This window comes from Pseudomonas sp. 20P_3.2_Bac5 (assembly GCF_025466035.1).
GTDB lineage: Bacteria > Pseudomonadota > Gammaproteobacteria > Pseudomonadales > Pseudomonadaceae > Aquipseudomonas.
The window spans coordinates 1-18,282 of record NZ_JANLOA010000026.1; the positions used below are offsets into that span (position 1 = coordinate 1).

The following is an 18,282-nucleotide window of genomic DNA, read 5'->3' on the forward strand; positions in this document are numbered from 1 at the left end:
GTGAAAGTGACTATAGTTCTGGGGCGACTCAGGCAGATGAAATAGTCAGGTTCCACACTCAACAACCCACACACGCCATAGGGATATACCGATGACACTGACTGACTTGCAACGGTTATCCGCATCACAAAGCGAACTCGTGCTTCCTTATCCCCGCGCGGTTGAAGCTTTGCAAATCATGGAGGCAACCGGCGCTACCCTGATCGGGTGGGAGGGATGGTTGCGCCACCCAGACGGCAGCCTAGGACATTCCGATATGCACCAAGGCACCACGGATACTTCAGCGCTTTCTTCATCAGAGACGTATATCTGGGCCAGCACCAACATGAGCCTGGCGCAAAAGGAGCACGAGATACAAAACGGGACTACTGGTATCAAGCTGCTTTTTTGCATCACTGCGGATGTCTGAAACTACCTACCCCGCGGAACCGCAGCCAATTAGTTTCGTCGAGCGGTTGCCCCCTAAGGCGAGTCATTTCCGTGCTAGCGCTGTCGTCACGAGGGGCAATCAAGAGTTCAATCCTGAATCGTGAGTCGCCCCTGATTTGGTAGCCAACTTAAGCTACAAGAGAAGCTTGCCAAGCCATAGATAACCTTCCGTTGTTGGCCGACCGCGGCCTTCCACCAATGGCCGCTTTGGGACGACTCAAGTCATTCGCTCCGCTTACTGGGAATGCGCGCCTGGGCGTTCGGGAACGTCTGCAATGGGTCGACAGCGGCCTGTCATCAATGACCGCTATCTACCAAAGAGCTAAAGGCCAATAGCTCACACCTGCAAGACATACCCAACGGCCCCGCCCGGAAACAAGAAAGTCCCTCGGTCTACTGGGAGCGGAAAACAGTCAGGCTCTGCGAAGCTCCGCGAATGCTCTTCGCATATGACTGGCGACAGCGGACAACACTCGTTCAAAATTGTCCCGTGTTACGAACGCAATAGGACCGATCCCACCTAGGTCCGCGCTCGGCCCTGTCAAGGCTCGGTAGACCGACCAAGAGTCAGTGTGCTGGCCATGTTTCAGAACAGCCAAGACAAGCTCATGACGCAACGGGTCCAATCGCCAATCAGGAATACGCTGCCCTCGATTCCCCAAACCGATCGATAACAACCGCTTCGCTTTCAGATCACGATTAATCTGGTCACGGGATTTACCCGCAAGCTTTGCGAATGCCGGGACCGTCAAGTTTGTAGGCGCCTCGTAGATGGCAAGCATCTCGGCACGCTCGCGCTGAAACTCAGACACTGGCTCAGAACTTCCCACTGCAACAGCGGACTTCGGCAAGCACTCACAGGGCGGGCGACGAACAGGTCTATGAACTCCGGCCTGCACTGGTCGATCCATCAACTCGCTCACCTCCAAGCCCACCTCTTTCTCAAGCCCCCGCGCCCTCAATGACTGCAGAACCGCCCCTTCCAAGCTGGTGGTCAATCGCTCACACGCCACCGCGACCCTGCCCTCCTCCAACTGATCCAGTCGGTTAGCCCAGTCCTGCATCATCGCTCGTCGCTGCTCGACATACTGAGCGTGCGTATAGGCCGCTCGCACCTTATTAGGCTCACTGTGCGAGAGCTGGGCATCTATCCATTGCTGGGGGTAGCCAAGCTCTGTAAGCGCCGTGGTGATCGTTGCCCTCATACCATGCCCCGTGAGCCGGTCTGCATAGCCAAGTCGATGCAAGGCACTGTTCAGCGTGTTCTCACTGATGCGTTCATTCAACCTGGAACGATGCGAGAACAGATACCGCTGCCCAGGGCGCACCAGACTCAACATCAGGCGGACGATCTCAACTGCCTGATGGGACAACGGAACGATGTAAGGAGGGATAGCCGTGGGCTTTCTGCGCGTCTTGCGCATGTGGACCTGAAGCTGCTTCACCACTTCTGGCGGTATGACCCATAAGCGCTTTTTCAAATCGAACTGGTCAGGTGTTGCCAACCGAAGCTCCCCCGTTCGAACCCCCGTCAGCAGCAACAAGAACAACCCCATCACCGTCGAGACAGTGCCGCCGTAGGCGCGCATCTTGGGTAACAGCACCGAGAGCTCGTGCATTTGCAGGCAGGGTTGTGATCCACCGGAGGCTTGGGGATGGCGACGACATCCAGGTCGAATGCTGGATTGATTTCGAGGCCGGGCACCCTGACCAACGCATACCGGAAAAGCTGGTTGAACCCCCTTCCGCAACCAGCGCACGCGCTTCATCCCGGCTGGCGCGCGCCTCTTTGAGGCCGACATGCGGATAACTACCCAGCGACATGCGTTGCTGCCTGTCAAACCAGTAGTAGCGGAAATGCCAGATCTTGCTGCCGCCTGAAGAGACGTAGAGGGACAGCCCATCGGCGTCAGCGAGGGAGTAAGTGGTGCCGGTGACCCGGGCATGCCGGACGGCCATATCAGAAAGTGCCATAACAAGCTCCTGAGCGGGGTCAGGAACCAGATGCTTGTCACATTGCCCAAGCAGCTCCAGCGTCAATCCGCTTCAGCATCCCACCGGATCAGGCACCGAATTCGTGTACTTAAAATGCGCGGATACTGGTGGTTTTCAGCGGTTTCGGCAGAAACGAAAAAAGGACCCGAAGGTCCTTTTTTCTTGGCTACAGCACTCTATTGAATCCTGTAGCGCCATGTTTGGAGCGGGAAACGAGACTCACATCCGGCTTCCTACCCGTTGAAAATATGGGTTTTTTCCAACCCTCTCAGCGAGGGATGGCCTTAATTGTGTACTTGTTCATGTGCGGCATCAACGTTCAGTGGTGGTTTGGCGTTTTACAAACTGTTGCCAGCCCGAGCTCGTTGACACTGTGCAAGCTGTCCACTCCGCCCTGACTCATTCGTCTCCCTATTGAAAGAAGAGCTACCGTCAACCCGGGTTCACCACTCTTCCCTTGGCGAGTCGGAGCGAGTGCTGATAGTGATGCTGCTTCCGAACCTCATCATATTTTTTCCGAGCCCCCCCCTATCGACCGCGATTTTTCCTCCGCGTGGCTACGCATAGGACTTCAACCCTCTAATCCAAGCGATCCCATTCGGCATCATGCGTATTTATGTACCCGCGAACGGTGGGCAGACGACTCGGCTCACGAGGTGGAGGAAGCGTCTGGCGCAAGTATCAGTGGGCTACACGACGTCGCTCACATTGCCTCCTGCCCCACTTAAATAGTGAACACAATCCGTTCCGCGGCACTACGCTGCCAGGTCGATTCAACTTCGCTCAACGGCACGGCCTCGGCGTCTACTTGCAAGTGCGCTGGCTTTATCGCCCGGAGTAATTGCCCAACGATCTTTAAAAGGTCTTCATTCGAGACACTTCCCAAACCACTGCCCAGCATTTCCAACCCGGAGCTGCGCAACACGCCCGGGCTCATTGGCAAGGTTGCCCCAGCCAGCGCACCGATGTTGACGAAGCGCAGGCGCGGCGCGGCCCCACCGCCACCGTGGCCGAGCAGCGCATCGAGGATGCAGGCTGCCGGTTGCCCCCAGAGGTAGTCGAGTACCACCTCAATTCCCCTGCCCTGGATTTCCTCGCGAAACGCGGCGGTCAACTGGTCAACTGGTTGATCCAGGCGAATGAAGTCGTCGGCGCCGAGTTCGCGCAGTTCCGCTTCCACCGCCGGGTTACGCGCGGTCGCCACGATCCGCGATGCGCCGAGGTGCCGCGCCACTTGAATCGCCAGCCGCCCGGACGTACCAGCAGCGCCGTTGATCAATACCCGCTCGCCCGGCTTGAAGTGCGCCCGCGCCTGCAGGGCCGCCCAGGACGACATGCCAGGGTTGGCGATCGCAGCGGCGGTGATGTCGTCGATGTCATCCGGCACGGCCACACAATAACGGGCATCTACGGCCACGGTCTCGGCCATCGCACCGATAGGCGCACGGGGAAAGGCGAAGTACACGCGGCTGCCGTCGTCAAGCAGGCCAACACCGTCGGCGCCGGGCACGACTGGCAGCGTCTTGCCGCTGCTGTAGTGCTTGCCGCTGGCCTGGGCACGCACCAGTTGACTGAGCGCGGCGGCACGAACATGTACCAGGACTTCACCTGGTGCGGCTTGCGGGGCTTCGATCTCGCCGTAGCGCGGCGGTTGGTCGAAGGCGTGAACGATGGCGGCTTTCATAAGTTGGCTCCAGTTGATAACGCGGCAGCGTCAAGCATGCCAGATGGCTCAAAATCGTTCTCTCATCAGCCACGAAGACAGCATCTTTTCCAGAAGCCTTTCGAGCTGAGCGAGCTCTTCTTGGGTAATCCCGGCCGTGAATTCGTTCATGGCCGCACACGCCAGCATCGGAAGCTGAGTGCTCACTGACTGCCCTTTTTCTGTCAGCGATAAACGAACCTGACGCTGGTCATGGTTGTCCCGAGAGCGGACGATGAGCGCCTTGCGTTCGAGACGATCGAGCATGCGGCTCATGGCGGCGCTATGGATGGACAGATGTCGGCACAGCGCTCCCGCCGTGTTATCGCCGCCAGAAATGATCCTCAGCACTTTGAACTGAGCGGCGGTGATGCTGAGCGGCATCAGATGCCGGTCCAACAGCCGGTCCTTCAATGCGGCGGACTGGCCAAGCAAGATGCCGACGCACACAGATTCCAAACTGACGGCAGAAAAATTGCCCATCTTGAAGCTCCCGTTGTCGGCTACCCAGGCTGTTGTCTAGGGCGCCAGGATCTGTTGAATGGCTGGCGCAATCACGCTGACCAACGCTTCCGGTTCTGCTGTCGTCAGCAAGGGCACTCCGATCACCCGCCGGCCGACAACCATGCCAATGAGCAAGGACGCTACCAGGCCAGCCCGCAGCCTCGCCTCGGGGTCGAGGCGTTCGCGAGTGCCTGTCAGCAATCGGGACTGGATAAAACCACGGAGCTGGTCACGTGCGTGGTCATTCACGAAGACGCCTCGCAGCGTCGCCATCAAGGGCCTGGACTCTTCGGGTATGCCTTCCCACGCCGCGAGGAAGGCGCGCACTACCCGTTCACCCAAGCGATCGTCTGGCCCTTCGTACAAGGCGCCGAAACGCTCCAGGGCCGACGGGGGGATCGCCATGACGGCCGCGAAGAGTTCGTCCTTCGTGCGAAAAAACTGCATCACCTGAGCAACGTTGACTCCCGCGTCTGCGGCGACCAGGCGGATGGTCGTCCGTGCATATCCGGCACTGGCGAAGCGTATTCGCGCAGCGTCCAGCACCGCTTGCCGACTGCTGGTGGGGCCAGGCCGTCGTCCACGTCGTGCTGCGCTAGTGGTTTCTTCTTCCATGGTGGTGCTCAGTTTTTTTGCCATATTCACATATATCAACGCATGTTGATTAATTTATTTTGCCGCCGTACCTTAGGCCAGTCGGTCCTAACCAAAAACAAGAAAGGAGCAAGCATGAGTGACTGCCAGAAGCTGTTCGTGCCGTCCCACCCGCTACCGGCGGCCAGAACCGGTTTGTTCACCGCATTCGAACCTGGTACCCGAACGCTGAAGGCGGGTTTCCAGGTCGCGCCGCCATTTCGGCCCTTGCCTGTCGATATCGTTTTCGAGAAAGACGTGGCCGTCACCTTGCGCGACGGCGTGACTATCTATGTTGATGTGTTCCGCCCTGCCGGCACCGAGCAGGTGCCGGTGATCGTGGCGTGGAGTCCCTATGGCAAAGGCCAGGGCACGTCCGCCAGCGTCATGGGGGTATTTGGTCTGGTCGGGCTGAGCAATTCGGTTGTCTCGGGGCTGGCCAAGTTCGAAGCGCCGGACCCGGCCTACTGGTGCGCCCAGGGATATGCCATCTGCAACCCTGACGTGCGTGGTGGCGTGGATTCCGAAGGTGACAGCGTGCTGTGGGACCGCCAGGAAGGCCGTGACTGCCACGACCTGATCGAGTGGCTCGCCGAACAATCCTGGTGCACCGGCAAAGTCGGCATGAGCGGCACCTCGTATCTGGCGGTGTCGCAGTGGTTTACCGCCGCCGAGCAGCCCAAACACCTGGCAGCGATAAACCCTTGGGAAGGTGTCAGCGATGTTTACCGCGATCTGGTGATGCGCGGCGGCATGCCTGACGTCGGCTTCGCTGGCCTCCTTCAGAACGGCAGCTTCTTCGGCAAGAACCAGAAAGAAGACATTCTGTCCGAGGCGCAGCGCTACCCGCTGATAAACCCGTTGTGGGCCGACAAGATTCCCGAATTCGACCGCATCACCGTGCCCGCCTTCGTCGTGGCCAGTTACTCCAACACGCTGCACACCGCCGGCACGTTCCGCGGCTGGCGGCGCATCGCATCAGCAGACAAATGGCTGCGCATTCACAACAGCCAGGAATGGCCTGACTACTACGACGAAGCGAACGTCGAAGACCTGCGGCGCTTCTTCGACCGCTACCTCAAGGACGTGGATAACGGCTGGGAACAGACGCCACGGGTGCGCTACGCGGTTCATGACTTCCAGGGCGGTGACCGGCTCAATGTGCCGGCAGAGGCATTCCCGCCCAAGGAAGTGGTTTCGACCAAGCTGTACCTCGATGGCGGCGCACGCACCCTGAGCCCGACTGCACCCGGTGCCGAGGTGCCGGCAACGTATGACGTCGGCGCCAATCCGGATGTGGTGTCCTTCATCGCCCGCTTCGACCAGGAAACCGTGATGGTGGGCTATCCCAAGGCGCACCTGTGGGTCGAAGCCCGCGGTGCCGACGACATGGATCTTTTTGTGCTGATCCAGAAACTCGACAAATTCGGCACCCCGCTCCAGCAATTCACCGCGCCCAACCAGAGCGCCAGGATTCACGACCTCACCGACCACGGCGCCACGGTGCTGCGCTACAAGGGCTCTGATGGCCGCCTGCGCGTATCGACTCGCCACCTCGATGAAGTGCTGACAACCGATGACGTGCCCGCGCATACCTTCGACCGCGTCGAGACGCTTTCGCCGGGTGAAATCGTGGCCATCGAGATCGACCTGCTTCCGATCGGCTGGGCGTTCCACCCAGGTGAACAACTGCGCTTCATCATCAGCTCGCGGAACCTCTCCGGTACGCTGATGCCGGGCATTGCTGAATACACCGGCGCCAACAACGGGCAGCACGTTATCCACACCGGCGGGCGCTATACCTCGTATCTGCAACTGCCGATCCTGGCGGGTTGACGACTCCGGCACTGCAACCCTCTCCTCTCACGCGCATGTTTCACGGACTACCCATGACCAAGTCTTCTGCACCCATTTCGGGTCCTGTTTTGACCGGTGTGTTCGCCGGCCCGATCGTCGGTCTCAAATACCGCACGCCCACCTTGTCTGGCGTGACCTCGGACAAGGGCGAATTTCAATACCGCGCCGACGAGGCCATCAGCTTCATGGTTGGCGGCATCGTTCTGGGCGCCGTAGAGGCGGCGCCACGCTTGAACCTGGCCCAACTGGCCAACCGCGTAGACGGCAAGATCGACAAGCTGCTGGATCCTTCGGTGACCAATATGGCCCGCTTCGTCCATACCCTGGACCAGCAAGGCAATATCGAGTCGGGAGTCACCATCGCACCCCAGGTGCATGAGCTGATCGGCGCCACCCCGATCAACTTCAGCCCGCCCGTCATGCCCATGGGCCAAGGCGGCCCCACCGGATTTGCCAACGACCCGACCCTGCAGCACATCCTCGAAACGCTGAACGCCACCCCGGGCGTATTCACCGCCAGAACGCCGCGCACCCTGTGCGACGCCGCCACCAGCCGCAACGAGCTGCGCCGCAACATTCGCGGCATCGTGAAGATGACCGATGTGCGCATTCCGCTGCGCGATGGGTCCTATGTCTGTGCCGACGTTTTCCGCCCGGCAGCCGAGGGCCAGTACCCGATCGTCATGAGCAAAGGCTTCTACGGCAAAAGCTTCTATCACGACTGTATTTGCAACGAAGCCGACGTCATCCGCAAAGAAGAGATGGAGGACCGCTATTTCTCCGGCAACCCGGATGGCGCCCAGTATGAAAACCACGAGACCGTCGACACCTCGGTCTGGGTCCCGGAAGGCTACGTGTGTATCCGCGTCGATGCCCGCGGCGTGTGCAAGAGCCCGGGCCTGCAAGCGCCGTTCAGCGTGCAGGAGGCCGAAGACTATTACGACGCCATCGAATGGGCCGGCACCCAGCCGTGGTCCAACGGCAATGTCGGTTTGTGGGGCATGTCGTACCTGGCCATGGCCCAGCACAACGTTGCCAGCCTGCAGCCGTCCCACCTGAAAGCGATGATCGCCCAAGGCACCGACGCCGATATCTACAACGAGGCGCTGTACGGCGGTGGCATCTTCGGTTCCGGGTTCTGGAACTGGTGGTGGAAGATCTGGTCCGGCAACAACCACTGCGGCGAGCGCCCCGAGACCGACTGGATGGCCCGTGTGCTGGCCACGCCATTCAACGACATCAACGCCTACGGCCCGCACGGCAGCATCTTCATGCGCCCGGACATGAGCAAGGCCACTGCGCCGGTCTGGATCGTCGGGCCTCAGGTAGGCGCCATCATTCACCAGTTGGGCAGCAGCGAAACCTTCATTCGTTCCACCGCAGCCAAGGCGCGCAAGTTCGACTTCACCGACGCGTGGTTCCCCGGCTCGTACAGCAACAAGTCGCTCGCCGAACACATGCGTTACTTCGATTACTGGCTCAAGGGTATCGACAACGGCGTAATGGACGAAGCACCGGTGCGGGTGCAAGTCCGTACCGGCAACGGTGCCCATTTCGTCCTGCACGAGCAGGAATGGCCGATTACGCGAACCCAATACCGCCGCTGGTATCTCGACGCCCAACCTTCGGCCTGGCAGAAAGACCCGCGCCGCCCGGATGTGCTGCGCATCATCGAGACCGTGCCCAGCGCGAACGCCAGCGCCGAATACGACGCGCACCTGGACCTTGGCACCCCGACCCTCGCGCCCGGCGGTTCCACTGACGGCACGCCGCGCTGGTCAACCGGCGTCTCGTTTGTCAGCGAACCGATGAGCGAAGACATGGTGCTCGCGGGTTATATGAAAGTGGGTCTGTGGGTTGCATCGAGCAGCGCGGACATGGACGCGTTCGTGTCACTGCGGGTGCTGGATGAGCAGGGTCAGGAGATTCGCTACGAGTCCGTAGTGCTTCCAGTGGACCCGGTACACATTCACCCGGTCGGCCACGGCCTGTTGAAGGTCTCGCGGCGCAAGCTCGACAGCGAACGCTCTACCGCTTACTGGCCTGTTCATACCCACCTGGAGAAAGACTGCGCGCCGCTGCACAGCGACGAAATCGTGCCGATCGAAGTCGGCCTCAACCCTAGTACAGCGTTGATCCGCAAAGGTCATCGGTTGCTGGTGGATATCCAGCCTTATGCGCCCGCAGGCGTTCCCGTCCGCGCCTATGACAAGAGCTATCACGTCGATGCAGTGAACCGGATCTACACCGGCCCGCAACACCCGAGCTATCTGCAGATACCTGTGGTGCCTTGAACGCTGACCGACTGGCTGATCTGCGCACCGCAACGGGCGCAGATCAGCCAGTCGGCAGCAGCGTCTGCTGGATCGCCGGGGCAAGCGTCGTGACCAAGGTCTCCCGCTGCGCCTCGGCGAGCACCGGCACACCGATGATTTGCCTGCCCGTCAGCACCCCCACCAGCATGGATAACGCCAGACCAGCCCGCAGCCGGGCATTCGGCCCGAGCGTTTCGGTGCCGCCCGTTGCCAGCCTGGATTCGATGTAGTCGCGCAGATGATCGCGCGCCTGCACATTCACCATCGCGTTTCTTAGCATCGCCGTCAGCGGCTCCGATTCCTCGGGTTCCCCCTCCCAGGCCTTGAAGAAAGCCCGAACAACGCGCTCGCCCAACTGCTCGTCCGCGCCCTCGAACACCTCGCCGAGCTTCTCCAGCGCCGATTGCGGAATGTTCATCACGGCGGCGAAAAGCCCGTCTTTCGAACGAAAAAACTGCATCACCATCGACACGTCGACCCCCGCATCTGCGGCCACCCGACGCATCGTCGTCGCGGTGAAGCCATCGTTGGCGAAACGCGCGCGCGCGGCGTCGAGCACCGCCTGCCGGCTGCTGACCGAACCTGATCGCCGTCCTGGCCCGCGCGTCACGACCTTCCTTGGTGCTGTTTCCTTGTCGCCTGTCATCGCTCTTGCAACCTGCGGTTGTTGGTTGGTCAGCAGCTTATATAATTTTCTCAACGAATGTTGAGTTAATTTCTTCAAGCTCCTACACTCGCGTCGCTGCTCCCACGGAACACCAAGATCTGCACAACAAGAGGACCTCGTCATGAGCGATACCCCGCAGACGTTTCAGCGCACGCTACGCACCGGTATTTTTTCCGGCCCGGTTGCCGGCTTGAAATACCAGACCCCCAGCCTTGCCGGAATCACTACTGAAAAGGGCGAGTTCCAATACCGTGAGGGCGAGCGCATCGCCTTTCTGGTTGGCAACACATCAATCGGCTCGGCTATCGGCGCCCCGCACATCAACCTGGCAGATATCGTCAGCCGCGTAGACGGCAATATCAGCAAGCTGCTCGATGCCGGGTTGACCAACATTGCACGATTCGTCTGCTCGCTTGACCGCGACGGTGATCTGAACGGTGGCATCAACATCGACCCGGCCGTACACGACATCATCGGCAAACACCGGATCAACTTCCGCCACGATATTTCCTTTGCCGGCCTGGCCCTGAACCCAGCCCTCGAGTTCGAACAAGACCCCTTGATCGCCACCCTGCTCGCCGAACTTTCGGCAGCGGGCTTGTTTACCGAGCGCACACCGCGCGAGCTGTGCACCGCGGCGACGGCGCGAAATGAAGTACGGCGCAATATCCTCGGAATCCTGCGTTTCAAGGACGTGAAGATTCCGCTGAAGAACGGCCTGCACGTGTACGCGGATGTCTTCCGCCCGGCCAAGGACGGGCAGTTCCCGGTGATCATGAACTGCGGTCCTTACGGCCGTGCGTTCTATCACCACTCGATCGCCGACGATGCCGATTTTGCCGCCCACGAAGAGATGGAAGAGCGCTATTTCCACGGCAACCCCGAGGGGCAAGTGTTCGAAAACCACGAAACGGCAAACACCGTGGACTGGGTGCCCCACGACTACGTGCTGGTGCGTGTCGATGGCCCGGGCTCAGGCAAGAACCCTGGCACACTCGCACCTTTTGGCATCGAGACCGCCGAGGCGTTTCGCGATGCGATCGATTGGGCCGGGGTGCAGAGCTGGTGCAACGGCAACGTCGGCCTGTGGGGTATGTCGTACTACGCGATGAGCCAACACGCCGCCGCGAGCCTGCAACCGCGGCATCTGAAAGCAATGATCGCCATCGGCACCGATGTCGATCTGTATGACGAAGTGGCGTACACCGGCGGGATTCTCAACGAAGAGTTCTTCACTCACTGGTACAAGGCGGGCGTCCTCGCGGCCGTATGCGGCGAGCCCAATGCCGTCGACTTTATCGGCCTGCTCAAAGCAACCCCCTTCAGGGACGCCGACACCACGACCGCATTCGGCCCCCGCTCCACGATTCTGATGAGTCCGGACATGAGCAAGGTCAAGGTGCCGCTCTGGACCGTGGCCTGCACCACCCATATGGCGCATTTCCACCAGCTTGGCAGCAGCGAGGCGTACCTGGCGACGAACACCACGGCCAAGAAAATAGACTTCTGGGAAGACTGGTTTACCAAGCCCTACTCACGAAGCGCCATCGCCGACCATCGCGCGTTCTTCGATCATTGGTTAAAGGGTATCGACAACGGCATCATGGACACGCCGCCGGTGCGCCTGGAGATTCGCAGTGGCAACGGCGCCTCTTACCTGCAAGAGGAACAGGAATGGCCGATCGCCAGGACGACCTACCCGCGCTGGTACTTCGACGCCTCGCCCTCGGACTGGCAAGGCGATGCCTACCGCACTGACTTCCTGCGCCTGTTGCCGACGCCGCCCGCGACCGATGCCCAAGCGCGCTACTCCGCCGAGATTCCCCTGGACCTGCGCATGGGCATTGCGCCCTGCTTCCTGCCAGTCAAGCCGCCGTCGGTCCTGGAAATCTGGAAAACCGGCATCGCGTTCATCAGCGAGCCATTGACCGAGGACATGGTGTTCGCCGGCTACGGCAAAGCCCGCGTGTGGGTCTCATCCAGCAGCGCGGACATGGACATCTACCTGAGCCTGCGGGTCCTCGACGAAAACGGCCAGGAAGTCGACTACGCCGGGCCGACCACCATGGGCATGAACGTCCCCAACTATCCCCTCGCCAAGGGCTGGCTGAAGGCGTCGCACCGCACGATCGATACGGCGCGCTCGACCCACTACACCGTCAAGCACACCCACCGCCGGGCAGACCATGCACCGCTGAAAAGCGATGAAGTGGTGCCGGTCGAGATCGAGATCATTCCGAACACCGCGTTGCTCCGCAAAGGCTACCGCCTGCGCGTGGATATCCAGCCGTTCGACGGCGTCGATCACGGCCCTCGTCATGGCTATGACGCCGGCTACCACGACGGCGCGTGGAACACGGTCTACACCGGGCCGGACCGCCCGGGCTTTATCCAGCTTCCGATCGTTCCGGCCAAGGACGTGTGAAACCGGCTACTTGCTGCCCCATGCCCCTCAGTCAAACCCTGCAAAACCAATAACAACGAGTCCAGGAGATTGCCATGACCCTAGAAGAACTTGCCGCGCGCACCGAAATTCACGATGTGCTGCTGCGCTACTGCCGCGGCCTCGACCGCATCGACATGTCGCTGGTGCGCGGCGCCTTCCATAAAGATGCCTATATCCACTTCCCTGAGAGCCTGCATGTCGGCGGCGCCGAAGGATTCTTCCAGTTTCTGACCGACGAAATGCCCCGCTTCAATCGAACCCAGCATTTTCTCGGAAACAGCCTGATCGAATTCGACGGGCCGGAAATCGCCTTTGTCGAAACCTACCTGCAGGCCGATCACGCCGCCTCCGAGCGGCATCACTGGAAAGGCGAGACGGTCAAGTTGTGGGCGCGCTATTTCGATCGCTTCGAACGCCGCGACGGGGTCTGGCTGATTGCCGAACGCCGGCTGATGGTCGACTTGATGTACCGCTATCCCGACAAGGAAAACTGGTTCGACGATCACCCCGATGCGTCCGGCAGCCCGCGTGACGGCACCGACCGCGTGCTGCGCAAGGTCGCTGGTTTTTCGGGTAGCCCGATGGCGGAGAAATCACTGAAAGACGCCTGATCCCAGTGGGAGCGAGCAAGCTCGCTCCCACTGGTTGTGGCTAATCAATAGGTCCCCGACTGAAACGCACTCAACCGCTGTATGTGCTCCTCGGTAATGCCCCGGATCGTCTCGATGACTTCCAGCATCAGCGGCGACGGTGTCGAGCGTGGCGGTTGAACCAACAACAATTCCAGCGTCAGGCCCGCGCCGGAAAACGGGTTGAGTTTGAAATCCCGCTCTGCCGGGCTGGCATTGAAGCTGTGAACGAATAGCAACCCCGGAAGAATCGCCATCCATTCGCTTTGCCTAATCAGGTCAAGCGTCGCCAACACCGCATCGAGCTGGTAGCAAGGCCCCGGTCCCGAGCCGGGATCCACCGGCGTACCGATCCACTGCGCATGCTCGCGGCTGTCGGGGGCCAGAAGCTTGAGGCCGACCAACTTGTCGAAGTCGATGACCTGACCATGTTCGAAGCCGCCGCTGTGGTTATTGGCCGAGACCAGGAACGCTGGCGTGGCGGCAAACACCGTCGTGGCCAAATCCGTAGGGGGCTCGGAAATCGAAGGGATGATGGCAAAGTCCAGTTCATTCGCCCGCACCATGTCGATCAGCATATTGCTCGGAGCGTCGATCACGGCGATGGAGGCGTTCGGGTTATGTTCCATCAGGCGCAAGTAGGCTGGCGCAAGCTGGTGGCTCGCCAGCGTAGGCGTTACGCCAAAACGGACTTCCCCTCCAAGGCCACGCTCGAAGGTATCCAGCGACTGAAGTGCCTTGGCGTTGGCTGCCAGCACCTGCAGGCAGTGCCCATAGAACACCGTGCCTGCCGCCGTGGGTTCGACGATTTTCTGCCGGTCGAACAACTGCACGCCGAGCAGCTCTTCAATCTGCTTTATATGCTGGGAAATACCTGACTGTGTGGCGAATTCGCGGGCCGCCGCTGCGGTGAACGAGCGCGTCTCATACACCGCCACGAACATCTGTATCTCGCGCAAGCCGGGCAACGAATCATTCATGGTCTTTGCGCTCTTCAAGGACAAAGGGCTGGCCCATACTCGGCATCTGCACGCCGTAAGCGATCTGGATGGGGATGGCGTTGATTTCCTCGGTGGCCTTGCGCAACACCGCGATGAAGTTCTGCGCCACCCGGGACAGCGGTTTACGTGCGGGCTCCACCAGCAGCATGTCGTCCCAGAGGATGGGGTCGGCCAGCGGGTTGAGGGTGAACCTGCGGCGGCGCAGGTCATCGGCGATAAACAACCCGGAAATGATCGCGGACCAGTGACTGGAACGCACCAGGTCCATGGCGCCGAGCATGGACTCGAACCCGCCGAGCCGCTGCACGATCGGCACCTTGTGATCGACCAGATACTGTTCCAGCAGCGGCCGCCGGCCAACGGGCAGGACCAGGTGCAGGTCGTTCATTTCGCGCAAACGCACCGGTTTGCAGTGCGGCAAGCCCGAGTTCGGGGAAGACACCAGGAACGCCGGAGTCCGGGTGAACAACGAAGTCCCGAGGCCCCCCGCTCCACCGGTTCCGCCGGCATCGTTGGACATCCGCTGGGTGATGGCGAAATCCAGCATGCCGCGCCGCACGGCCGTCGCCAGCACGCTGCCAGCGCCTTCCGTCAACTGCACAGAGACATTCGGATAAGCCGCTTCGAAGGCTCGTAGCGCGCGGCTGAAGACCGAGCGGGTCATGGTCGGAATCATGCCGACGCGGACAACGCCGTCGGACGGCTCCGCACGGCGGCCGACCGCGTTGCATGCGTGCTCGTGCAGACGCAGCAACTGCACGCATTCCTGGTAGTAGGCATGGCCCGCCGGCGTCGGGATGATCGCCCGGTCCCGGGCGAACAGGCGCACACCCAGTTGGGTTTCCAACTGCCGCACATGCGCCGAAACGCCGGACTGGCCCAAACCCTCGCGGCTGGCTGCCACGGTGAAGGAGCCTTCCTCGTAAACCGCTACGAACATGCGGATGTGCATCAACTTCGGGAGCATCATGCGCTGGGTCGTCTCTTATTATTTCTTGCCAATGAAATCAGCAAAACGCAGAAATTTTCGATTCTATCCAGATCGCAAATGGCTTGCCAGATACGCCTAACCGGCAAAGCGCGGCTCGGGCAAGCCTCTGACACCCAGGCCACGAACGGCAAACAGGCTTCCGCGCATCTGGTTGTCGCCGGGGTAGCGAGGCAAAGGCGGCCTGGCCATGGAGGTGACGTACAGAATGTCCAGCTCCGGCCCGCCGAAGGCAACGCTGGTGACCTTCTTCACCGGCATTTCGATGACGTGGTCGAGGCTGCCATCCGGCGCGAAGCGGCACAGCTTGCCGGCATAAACCTGGGCGTTCCAAAGGAACCCCTCGGCATCGACCGTTGATCCATCGGTTGCCGTCGTCGGCGTGAAGCCTGCGTTGGTAAAGGTGCGGCGGTTGGCGATGGCGCCGGTGTCGAGATCGTAGTCATACGCCCAGATTTCCCCGGAGAAGGTGTCCGAGAAATAGAACGTCGAGCCATCGGGGCTCCAGCACGGGCCGTTGGAGATCGCAAAGCCCGCGTCCAGCCGGTGCACCGACAAGTCGGGGTCGAGGCGGAACAGCGTGCCGTCGGCAAAGCCTTCGCGGGTGTCCATGCTGCCGAAGACGAAGCGGCCGCGGGCGTCCACCTTGCCGTCATTCAAGCGGTTATGCGGCTTGTCGGCTTCGGGGTGGGCGATCAGTTGGGTGTCGCCGGTCTCGAAGTCGAGCAGGTGCAAGCCCGAGCCCAGCGCAACCACCGCGCCGCCGCCCTGACGCAGCGCCATCGACCCTATGCTGTCGGGCATCTCCCAGGTGCGAAGCTCGCGGCCGTCGGCGGTACAGCGAAACACGCGACCGCCGACCACGTCGATCCAGTACAAGCGTTGCTCCTGCACGTCCCACAAAGGACCTTCACCGATGGTTGTCTTTACATCAACCAGCACATCGATCTGCATAGTGTCTCCCGGACTCTTTTGAACTGGATTGGGCGATCCGAGCAACGCTGAACCGCGCTATCGAACTGAACGGCTTCAGGCTTTGGGTGGTTCGGCAATGGTGATGAACACGCCGAACGGATCGCGGAAGCTGAACCAGGTCATGCTCAGGTTGCCGCCAGGCTTGCGAATGATGATGTCCTTCGGCGGGCACACCACTTCAACGCCGGGGTATTCGGAAATCTTCCCGAAGGCTTCGTGTGCACTGTCGACCAGCAGCGCCAGGCGGGTGATGCCGACCTGATTCATCAGTTCATAAGGCCCGGTATCCACCAGGGTGGCCGGTTTGGTGTACTCGATCAGGTTGATTTCGGTGGCTGTGCGCGGGTCTGCACCTGCGGTCAGGATGTGGTGCGCGTAGATGCTGATTTCATCTTCGGCGAACCCCAGCAGCGGGCCGTCCGCTTCATCGGTGCGGGTTTCGAAGGTCGAGACGAAGCCCAATACATCGCGGTAGAACTTCAGGGCCTCGTCAACATCGGGGACGGTAATGCAGACATGCAATAGTTTCTTGATCAATGCGCTCATTTCAATGGCGTCCTTTTATACATTCCAGGCGTTGGTGAGGTTGTAGCGGGTTGCCCACTGGACGTCGTACACCTTGTCGCCCCAAGTGCTCTCTTTGTCTTCGCCAGCTTCTGTGCGCGCCGGACTATTCATCCAGCCGTCGAACTTCGCCTGGTTTTCGAATTCATAGATCGTCAGGTACGTCGGGCACGGCTGAGTCACCGTACCGACGTGATAGGTTTCTTGTGCCAACTTGAAGCGGGTAACTTTCTTGACGAAATCACCTTTCAACAACATGGGCACATGAATATCGTCGTACCACCGATTAAACTTCTCTTCCTGTTCCGCCGGGCAATTGATGCCCACCGTCCAAATCACTGTCTGGCCGCTCATCATTGAAACTCCCGCTGGACATTGCTGATTCAACAAACCGCCAGCAATACGCGATTTTTGGAAAAAGGACACCGCAGACCACTTCTCGATAAACAACGGAAGTGGCCCGGAGTTGTCATTGGCTTACTTGTTCCGGGTGAGCGCCTCGAAGAAACGGATGTTGCCTTGCTCGCGGTGGCTACGCAGCGTGTGGGTGGTCATCACCGGGTGCTGTTCGTAGGCCGGCTCTGGCACCAGCGGGTTGCCGGTCCAGGAAATCAGTCGGCATACGCGGCTGCTGATGCGCCAGCCCTTGTCGGTGCGCACCAGCACATCGTCGTACCAGCCACGGCCGACCCAGTCCGGGCCGCCCTGGGCGGAGTCGCGGGAGAGCAGCCAGTCGCCGTAGGTCAGGGCGTAGGCGGTGTCGCCTTCAACGTGAACGCAAGAGCCGGTCATGGTGTGCATGTGGTTGGTCAGTGTTTCGTGAAAGTCCTTGAAGGCGAACTTCAGCGCGCCCACCGACTTCCATACCGCGCCCGCCGGACCGAAGTCGGCATGGGCGTCTTCGGTGAAGACGTCGTCCAGCAGGTCCCAGGCGTGGCTATCAAGCGCGACGCCATAGAGGTTAATGACTTCAATGATTTCGGATTTATCTTGTGTGACGCTCATTTGAAAAGCTCCGGTCTGCCAGAGTAAGAAAAACGCACCCAGTCGACACTAGTACAGGGCCGTCGTTACTTGCAATATTCAATAACTTCGAGAATGTTGTCGAAGGGGTCCTTGAAGGTCAGGATCTTGAACTTGCCACCGGTTGGCGCAATAACCACTTGGGGTTCGCAGAGGAACACGATATCGCCACGCGCCTTGAGTTTCTGGTGAATCGCGTCGGTATCGTCCACGCCGAAGGCCATGCGGTTGATACCGGCGTGGTTCAGCGGCGCAGCCGGGTTCTTGTTGACCACGGTCTTTGGCTCGACAAATTCGATCAGGTCGATAACGGTGGCGTTTTCCTTGTCCTTGCCGACCAGGTGATCGGCATGGATTTCAATGATCTGGCCTGGGAAACCGAGAATTTCGCCCGGCGCTCTTTCACCGCGCAACTTGCCAATGGATTCCAGGCCAAGCACACCGCAATAGAACTCCAGTGCGGCATCGATATTGGCAACGGTGATACAGACGTGGAACAGACGATTGATATAGCGATCCATGGTAAAGCCTCTTTTTTTCAGGTTGTACTGCAA

At 60.2% G+C, this 18,282-nt stretch carries 16 protein-coding genes and 1 pseudogene; 5 read left to right on the forward strand and 12 right to left on the reverse strand.

Translation table 11 applies throughout. The features are described 5' to 3' along the window. Positions 1–91: 91 nt before the first annotated feature. Positions 92–409, forward strand: coding sequence for a hypothetical protein (locus tag NTD88_RS04655; protein WP_262155614.1), 318 nt, complete (start codon positions 92–94; stop codon positions 407–409). A 433-nt stretch (positions 410–842) separates the two neighbouring features. Here NTD88_RS04655 and NTD88_RS04660 read toward each other — a convergent pair. The 4 genes and pseudogenes from NTD88_RS04660 to NTD88_RS04675 all read right to left on the reverse strand — a co-directional run bounded on the left by NTD88_RS04660 (position 843) and on the right by NTD88_RS04675 (position 5,245). Beyond that, positions 843–2,403 (reverse strand): annotated as a pseudogene (locus NTD88_RS04660) (tyrosine-type recombinase/integrase). A 745-nt stretch (positions 2,404–3,148) separates the two neighbouring features. After that, positions 3,149–4,108, reverse strand: coding sequence for a zinc-binding alcohol dehydrogenase family protein (locus NTD88_RS04665; RefSeq protein WP_095156597.1), 960 nt, complete (start codon positions 4,106–4,108; stop codon positions 3,149–3,151). Between the two features lie 48 nt (positions 4,109–4,156). Beyond that, the gene (locus tag NTD88_RS04670; RefSeq protein WP_095156596.1) at positions 4,157–4,609 is read right to left on the reverse strand and encodes a MarR family winged helix-turn-helix transcriptional regulator; all 453 of its coding nucleotides are present in this window, start codon (positions 4,607–4,609) and stop codon (positions 4,157–4,159) included. 36 nt (positions 4,610–4,645) lie between these two features. After that, positions 4,646–5,245: a TetR family transcriptional regulator gene (locus NTD88_RS04675; RefSeq protein WP_262155613.1), complete on the reverse strand. Its 600-nt coding sequence runs from the start codon at positions 5,243–5,245 to the stop codon at positions 4,646–4,648. A 114-nt stretch (positions 5,246–5,359) separates the two neighbouring features. On the opposite strand from NTD88_RS04675, the gene NTD88_RS04680 reads away from it, so the two are divergent. Both NTD88_RS04680 and NTD88_RS04685 read left to right on the forward strand, forming a co-directional pair. Then, the gene (locus tag NTD88_RS04680; RefSeq protein ID WP_262155612.1) at positions 5,360–7,099 is read left to right on the forward strand and encodes a CocE/NonD family hydrolase; all 1,740 of its coding nucleotides are present in this window, start codon (positions 5,360–5,362) and stop codon (positions 7,097–7,099) included. Between the two features lie 53 nt (positions 7,100–7,152). After that, positions 7,153–9,414 (forward strand): CocE/NonD family hydrolase, encoded by a 2,262-nt coding sequence (locus tag NTD88_RS04685; RefSeq protein ID WP_262155611.1) that lies wholly within the window; start codon positions 7,153–7,155, stop codon positions 9,412–9,414. A gap of 43 nt (positions 9,415–9,457) precedes the next feature. Here the strand turns inward: NTD88_RS04685 and NTD88_RS04690 are convergent, their stop codons facing one another. Further along, positions 9,458–10,159, reverse strand: coding sequence for a TetR family transcriptional regulator (locus NTD88_RS04690; protein WP_262155610.1), 702 nt, complete (start codon positions 10,157–10,159; stop codon positions 9,458–9,460). A gap of 64 nt (positions 10,160–10,223) precedes the next feature. Here NTD88_RS04690 and NTD88_RS04695 point away from each other — a divergent pair, with 64 nt between their 5' ends. Together NTD88_RS04695 and NTD88_RS04700 are read left to right on the forward strand one after the other, a co-directional pair. Next, entirely contained in the window at positions 10,224–12,527 is a 2,304-nt protein-coding gene (locus NTD88_RS04695; protein WP_095156591.1) for a CocE/NonD family hydrolase, read from the forward strand. Positions 12,528–12,601: 74 nt separating this feature from the next. Continuing rightward, positions 12,602–13,159 carry a nuclear transport factor 2 family protein gene (locus NTD88_RS04700; protein ID WP_095156590.1) on the forward strand — a complete coding sequence of 186 codons (558 nt, stop codon included), beginning with the start codon at positions 12,602–12,604 and terminating at the stop codon, positions 13,157–13,159. Positions 13,160–13,203: 44 nt separating this feature from the next. Here the strand turns inward: NTD88_RS04700 and NTD88_RS04705 are convergent, their stop codons facing one another. The 7 genes from NTD88_RS04705 to NTD88_RS04735 form a co-directional block, all read right to left on the reverse strand. Further along, a complete protein-coding gene (locus NTD88_RS04705; protein WP_095156589.1) occupies positions 13,204–14,157 on the reverse strand; it encodes a LysR family transcriptional regulator in 954 nt (317 codons plus the stop codon). Next, positions 14,150–15,148: a LysR family transcriptional regulator gene (locus NTD88_RS04710; RefSeq protein ID WP_095156588.1), complete on the reverse strand. Its 999-nt coding sequence runs from the start codon at positions 15,146–15,148 to the stop codon at positions 14,150–14,152. Before NTD88_RS04710 ends, NTD88_RS04705 begins: the two co-directional genes overlap by 8 nt. 96 nt (positions 15,149–15,244) lie before the next feature. Further along, entirely contained in the window at positions 15,245–16,120 is an 876-nt protein-coding gene (locus tag NTD88_RS04715) for an SMP-30/gluconolactonase/LRE family protein (protein WP_262155609.1), read from the reverse strand. Positions 16,121–16,195: 75 nt separating this feature from the next. Beyond that, complete coding sequence (locus tag NTD88_RS04720; RefSeq protein ID WP_095156586.1) at positions 16,196–16,687, reverse strand: VOC family protein; 492 nt, start codon at positions 16,685–16,687, stop codon at positions 16,196–16,198. Positions 16,688–16,702: 15 nt separating this feature from the next. Beyond that, positions 16,703–17,059, reverse strand: coding sequence for a DUF4286 family protein (locus NTD88_RS04725; RefSeq protein ID WP_095156585.1), 357 nt, complete (start codon positions 17,057–17,059; stop codon positions 16,703–16,705). A gap of 123 nt (positions 17,060–17,182) precedes the next feature. Beyond that, the gene (locus NTD88_RS04730; RefSeq protein ID WP_262155608.1) at positions 17,183–17,710 is read right to left on the reverse strand and encodes a nuclear transport factor 2 family protein; all 528 of its coding nucleotides are present in this window, start codon (positions 17,708–17,710) and stop codon (positions 17,183–17,185) included. A 65-nt stretch (positions 17,711–17,775) separates the two neighbouring features. Beyond that, complete coding sequence (locus NTD88_RS04735) at positions 17,776–18,249, reverse strand: VOC family protein (RefSeq protein ID WP_095156583.1); 474 nt, start codon at positions 18,247–18,249, stop codon at positions 17,776–17,778. Positions 18,250–18,282: the final 33 nt, after the last annotated feature.